Here is a 5,680-nt window from a genome sequence, read left to right as displayed (position 1 = left end):
TGTGTCTGTTGTTTGAGAACTCAATAGTGTGCCAAGTTTATTGATACCGATTTTTTATGAATTGGTTGGATTTGCTGTGCCGCCACCCCGTGGTGTGCATGGTTTTTACAGCTGGTTTCAAATTTTGTGCAGCTGGTTGCGGCGTTTTCCCGTCGTTTCTGGTTGTGTCTGTTTTTGTTTTACTTCAACGGAGAGTTTGATCCTGGCTCAGGATGAACGCTGGCGGCGTGCTTAACACATGCAAGTCGAACGATGAAGGGAGCTTGCTCCTGGATTAGTGGCGAACGGGTGAGTAACACGTGAGTAACCTGCCCTTAACTCTGGGATAAGCCTGGGAAACTGGGTCTAATACCGGATATGACTCCTCATCGCATGGTGGGGGGTGGAAAGCTTTTTGTGGTTTTGGATGGACTCGCGGCCTATCAGCTTGTTGGTGAGGTAATGGCTTACCAAGGCGACGACGGGTAGCCGGCCTGAGAGGGTGACCGGCCACACTGGGACTGAGACACGGCCCAGACTCCTACGGGAGGCAGCAGTGGGGAATATTGCACAATGGGCGCAAGCCTGATGCAGCGACGCCGCGTGAGGGATGACGGCCTTCGGGTTGTAAACCTCTTTCAGTAGGGAAGAAGCGAAAGTGACGGTACCTGCAGAAGAAGCGCCGGCTAACTACGTGCCAGCAGCCGCGGTAATACGTAGGGCGCAAGCGTTATCCGGAATTATTGGGCGTAAAGAGCTCGTAGGCGGTTTGTCGCGTCTGCCGTGAAAGTCCGGGGCTCAACTCCGGATCTGCGGTGGGTACGGGCAGACTAGAGTGATGTAGGGGAGACTGGAATTCCTGGTGTAGCGGTGAAATGCGCAGATATCAGGAGGAACACCGATGGCGAAGGCAGGTCTCTGGGCATTAACTGACGCTGAGGAGCGAAAGCATGGGGAGCGAACAGGATTAGATACCCTGGTAGTCCATGCCGTAAACGTTGGGCACTAGGTGTGGGGGACATTCCACGTTTTCCGCGCCGTAGCTAACGCATTAAGTGCCCCGCCTGGGGAGTACGGCCGCAAGGCTAAAACTCAAAGGAATTGACGGGGGCCCGCACAAGCGGCGGAGCATGCGGATTAATTCGATGCAACGCGAAGAACCTTACCAAGGCTTGACATGGACCGGACCGGGCTGGAAACAGTCCTTCTCCTTTGGGGCCGGTTCACAGGTGGTGCATGGTTGTCGTCAGCTCGTGTCGTGAGATGTTGGGTTAAGTCCCGCAACGAGCGCAACCCTCGTTCTATGTTGCCAGCACGTGATGGTGGGGACTCATAGGAGACTGCCGGGGTCAACTCGGAGGAAGGTGGGGACGACGTCAAATCATCATGCCCCTTATGTCTTGGGCTTCACGCATGCTACAATGGCCGGTACAAAGGGTTGCGATACTGTGAGGTGGAGCTAATCCCAAAAAGCCGGTCTCAGTTCGGATTGGGGTCTGCAACTCGACCCCATGAAGTCGGAGTCGCTAGTAATCGCAGATCAGCAACGCTGCGGTGAATACGTTCCCGGGCCTTGTACACACCGCCCGTCAAGTCACGAAAGTTGGTAACACCCGAAGCCGGTGGCCTAACCCCTTGTGGGAGGGAGCTGTCGAAGGTGGGACTGGCGATTGGGACTAAGTCGTAACAAGGTAGCCGTACCGGAAGGTGCGGCTGGATCACCTCCTTTCTAAGGAGCGCCTACAACGTCATGGCCGGTGCATGCTGGTGGTGGGGTTGTCAGGAGTATATGCCCGTTGCGCAGACGTATGTTCTGCGGCGGGTGCTCATGGGTGGAATATCAATGAATAGGTGCCTGGTGGCGCGGATTGGTTTGGTTAGTACGGGCTGGCTCTTCGGGGTTGGTTGTGGAACGGAAGCCGGTTCGGGTTGTTGGGTGGTGTTTGGCACACTGTTGGGTCCTGAGGCAACAGGGCCGGGTTTTGCCCGGGTTTGTTTGTTTCTGGTTTCCTGGCTGCATCGATCATGCATGGTTCGCTCCTTTGGGGTGTTGTGTGTGGGGTGTGTGGTACGGGGTTGTTGTTTGAGAACTACATAGTGGACGCGAGCATCTTTTATAAGAAGCAATTTCCAAGATATGAACCTGGATCTGGCTGCATCGTTTGGTGTGGTTGGTTTCGTGGTTCTCTCGAGTGTTTTTTGTTTTTGATCTTTGTGGTCAAGTTTTTAAGAGCACACGGTGGATGCCTTGGCATTAGGAGCCGAAGAAGGACGTAGGAATCTGCGATAAGCCTGGGGGAGTCGATAACCGGACTGTGATCCCAGGGTGTCCGAATGGGGAAACCCCGCTGAGCGCGCGAGTGACTCAGTGACCCGCATCTGAACACATAGGGTGCGTGGAGGGAACGCGGGGAAGTGAAACATCTCAGTACCCGCAGGAAGAGAAAACAATAGTGATTCCGTTAGTAGTGGCGAGCGAACGCGGATCAGGCTAAACCGTTCCATGTGTGATAGCCGGCGGGCGTTGCATGGTCGGGGTTGTGGGACTTTCCGTTCCAGTTCTGCCGGACTGGTGAGGTGAGAGCGCGTGCATAGGTGAACGGTTTTGAAAGGCCGGCCAGAGAGGGTGTTAGTCCCGTAACCGTAATGTTGTGCGCCGCCTGGGAAGTATCCCAAGTAGTACGGGGCCCGAGAAATCCCGTGCGAATCTGTCAGGACCACCTGATAAGCCTAAATACTCCCTAATGACCGATAGCGGACCAGTACCGTGAGGGAAAGGTGAAAAGTACCCCGGGAGGGGAGTGAAACAGTACCTGAAACCGTGTGCTTACAATCCGTCGGAGCAGCCTTGTAGTTGTGACGGCGTGCCTTTTGAAGAATGAGCCTGCGAGTTAGTGTTACGTCGCGAGGTTAACCCGTGTGGGGGAGCCGTAGCGAAAGCGAGTCTGAATAGGGCGTTGCAGTGGCGTGATCTAGACCCGAAGCGAAGTGATCTACCCATGGCCAGGTTGAAGCGACGGTAAGACGTCGTGGAGGACCGAACCCACTTCAGTTGAAAATGGAGGGGATGAGCTGTGGGTAGGGGTGAAAGGCCAATCAAACTTCGTGATAGCTGGTTCTCCCCGAAATGCATTTAGGTGCAGCGTTGCGTGTTTCTTGCTGGAGGTAGAGCTACTGGATGGCTAATGGGCCCTACAAGGTTACTGACGTCAGCCAAACTCCGAATGCCGGTAAGTGAGAGCGCAGCAGTGAGACTGTGGGGGATAAGCTTCATAGTCGAGAGGGAAACAGCCCAGACCACCAACTAAGGCCCCTAAGCGTGTGCTAAGTGGGAAAGGATGTGGAGTTGCGAAGACAACCAGGAGGTTGGCTTAGAAGCAGCCATCCTTAAAAGAGTGCGTAATAGCTCACTGGTCAAGTGATTCCGCGCCGACAATGTAGCGGGGCTCAAGTACACCGCCGAAGTTGTGGCATTCAGGTATTAGCTAAGCCCTTGTGGTTCAGGCGCCTGGATGGGTAGGGGAGCGTCGTGTGGGCGGTGAAGTCGCGGTGTAAACCAGCGGTGGAGCCTACACGAGTGAGAATGCAGGCATGAGTAGCGAAAGACGGGTGAGAAACCCGTCCGCCGAATGATCAAGGGTTCCAGGGTCAAGCTAATCTGCCCTGGGTAAGTCGGGACCTAAGGCGAGGCCGACAGGCGTAGTCGATGGACAACGGGTTGATATTCCCGTACCGGCGAAAAACCGCCCATGTTGAACAGGGGATACTAACCGCCCGAGACCTGCCCGACACCCCTTGTGGGTGAAGGGTTTTGGTGGAGCGCGGGACCTGATCCTGGGAGGCAAGCGTATTAACAGGTGTGACGCAGGAAGGTAGCCGAGCCGGGCGATGGTTGTCCCGGTCTAAGGATGTAGGGCGAACGGTAGGCAAATCCGCTGTTCATGATGCCTGAGATCTGATGGGACCCCCGTATGGGGGGATTTGGTGATCCTATGCTGCCGAGAAAAGCATCGACGCGAGGTTTTAGCCGCCCGTACCCCAAACCGACACAGGTGATCAGGTAGAGAATACTAAGGCGATCGAGAGAATTATGGTTAAGGAACTCGGCAAAATGCCCCCGTAACTTCGGGAGAAGGGGGGCCCCAACCTTGAACACCACTTGCTGGTGGGAGGGGATCGGGGCCGCAGAGACCAGGGGGAAGCGACTGTTTACTAAAAACACAGGTCCGTGCGAAGTCGCAAGACGATGTATACGGACTGACTCCTGCCCGGTGCTGGAAGGTTAAGAGGACCGGTTAGCCGCAAGGCGAAGCTGAGAATTTAAGCCCCAGTAAACGGCGGTGGTAACTATAACCATCCTAAGGTAGCGAAATTCCTTGTCGGGTAAGTTCCGACCTGCACGAATGGAGTAACGACTTCCCCGCTGTCTCAACCATAAACTCGGCGAAATTGCAGTACGAGTAAAGATGCTCGTTACGCGCAGCAGGACGGAAAGACCCCGAGACCTTTACTATAGTTTGGTATTGGTGTTCGGAGTGGCTTGTGTAGGATAGGTGGGAGACGTTGAAGCCCGGACGCCAGTTCGGGTGGAGTCATCGTTGAAATACCACTCTGGTCACTTTGGACATCTAACTTCGGCCCGTAATCCGGGTCAGGGACAGTGCCTGATGGGTAGTTTAACTGGGGCGGTTGCCTCCTAAAAAGTAACGGAGGCGCCCAAAGGTTCCCTCAGCCTGGTTGGCAATCAGGTGTCGAGTGTAAGTGCACAAGGGAGCTTGACTGTGAGAGAGACATCTCGAGCAGGGACGAAAGTCGGGACTAGTGATCCGGCGGTACATTGTGGAATGGCCGTCGCTCAACGGATAAAAGGTACCTCGGGGATAACAGGCTGATCTTGCCCAAGAGTCCATATCGACGGCATGGTTTGGCACCTCGATGTCGGCTCGTCGCATCCTGGGGCTGGAGTAGGTCCCAAGGGTTGGGCTGTTCGCCCATTAAAGCGGTACGCGAGCTGGGTTTAGAACGTCGTGAGACAGTTCGGTCCCTATCCGCTGCGCGCGCAGGAAATTTGAGAAGGGCTGTCCTTAGTACGAGAGGACCGGGACGGACGAACCTCTGGTGTGTCAGTTGTACTGCCAAGTGCACCGCTGATTAGCTACGTTCGGATGGGATAACCGCTGAAAGCATCTAAGCGGGAAGCTCGCTTCAAGATGAGATTTCCATACACCTCGTGTGTGAGAGGCCCCCAGCCAGACCACTGGGTTGATAGGCCGGATGTGGAAGCGAGGACTAAAGACTCGTGAAGCTGACCGGTACTAATAGGCCAACAACTTACACCACCAAGAAAACAAGAATGCTTGCGTCCACTATGTGGTTCCCAACCAACAACCCGAACCGGGCTTGACTGGCAGGAACCAACAACTACATAACAACACCACAGCACACACAACGTGTGCACATGTTGTAACCACAAACTTCCCACACCACCCCCCTACGGGGCCCGGTGAAGGGTAAAAAGGTTACGGCGGTCATAGCGTGGGGGAAACGCCCGGTCCCATTCCGAACCCGGAAGCTAAGACCCACAGCGCCGATGGTACTGCACCCGGGAGGGTGTGGGAGAGTAGGTCACCGCCGGACACACATTGGTCGAGGCCCCGAACCACCAGGTTCGGGGCCTCCCACATTTAAACACCCACACCCC

3 rRNA genes are annotated in these 5,680 nt (G+C 55.2%); all 3 read left to right on the top strand.

The features are described 5' to 3' along the window. The first annotated feature begins 184 nt into the window (after positions 1 to 184). The 3 genes from ACIQCM_RS15335 (at position 185) to rrf (ending at position 5,616) form a co-directional block, all read left to right on the top strand. Positions 185 to 1,708 (top strand): 16S ribosomal RNA (locus ACIQCM_RS15335). A gap of 487 nt (positions 1,709 to 2,195) precedes the next feature. Beyond that, positions 2,196 to 5,319 (top strand): 23S ribosomal RNA (locus ACIQCM_RS15330). A gap of 180 nt (positions 5,320 to 5,499) precedes the next feature. Then, positions 5,500 to 5,616 (top strand): 5S ribosomal RNA (rrf, locus tag ACIQCM_RS15325). Together the 16S, 23S and 5S rRNA genes form the textbook arrangement of a ribosomal RNA operon. The last annotated feature ends 64 nt before the right edge of the window (positions 5,617 to 5,680 follow it).

Origin of the sequence: Pseudarthrobacter sp. NPDC092439 (genome assembly GCF_044754945.1) — a bacterium.
GTDB lineage: Bacteria > Actinomycetota > Actinomycetes > Actinomycetales > Micrococcaceae > Arthrobacter.
Note: the sequence above shows the minus strand (reverse complement) of the source record. Positions and strands in the feature narration are given on the sequence as shown.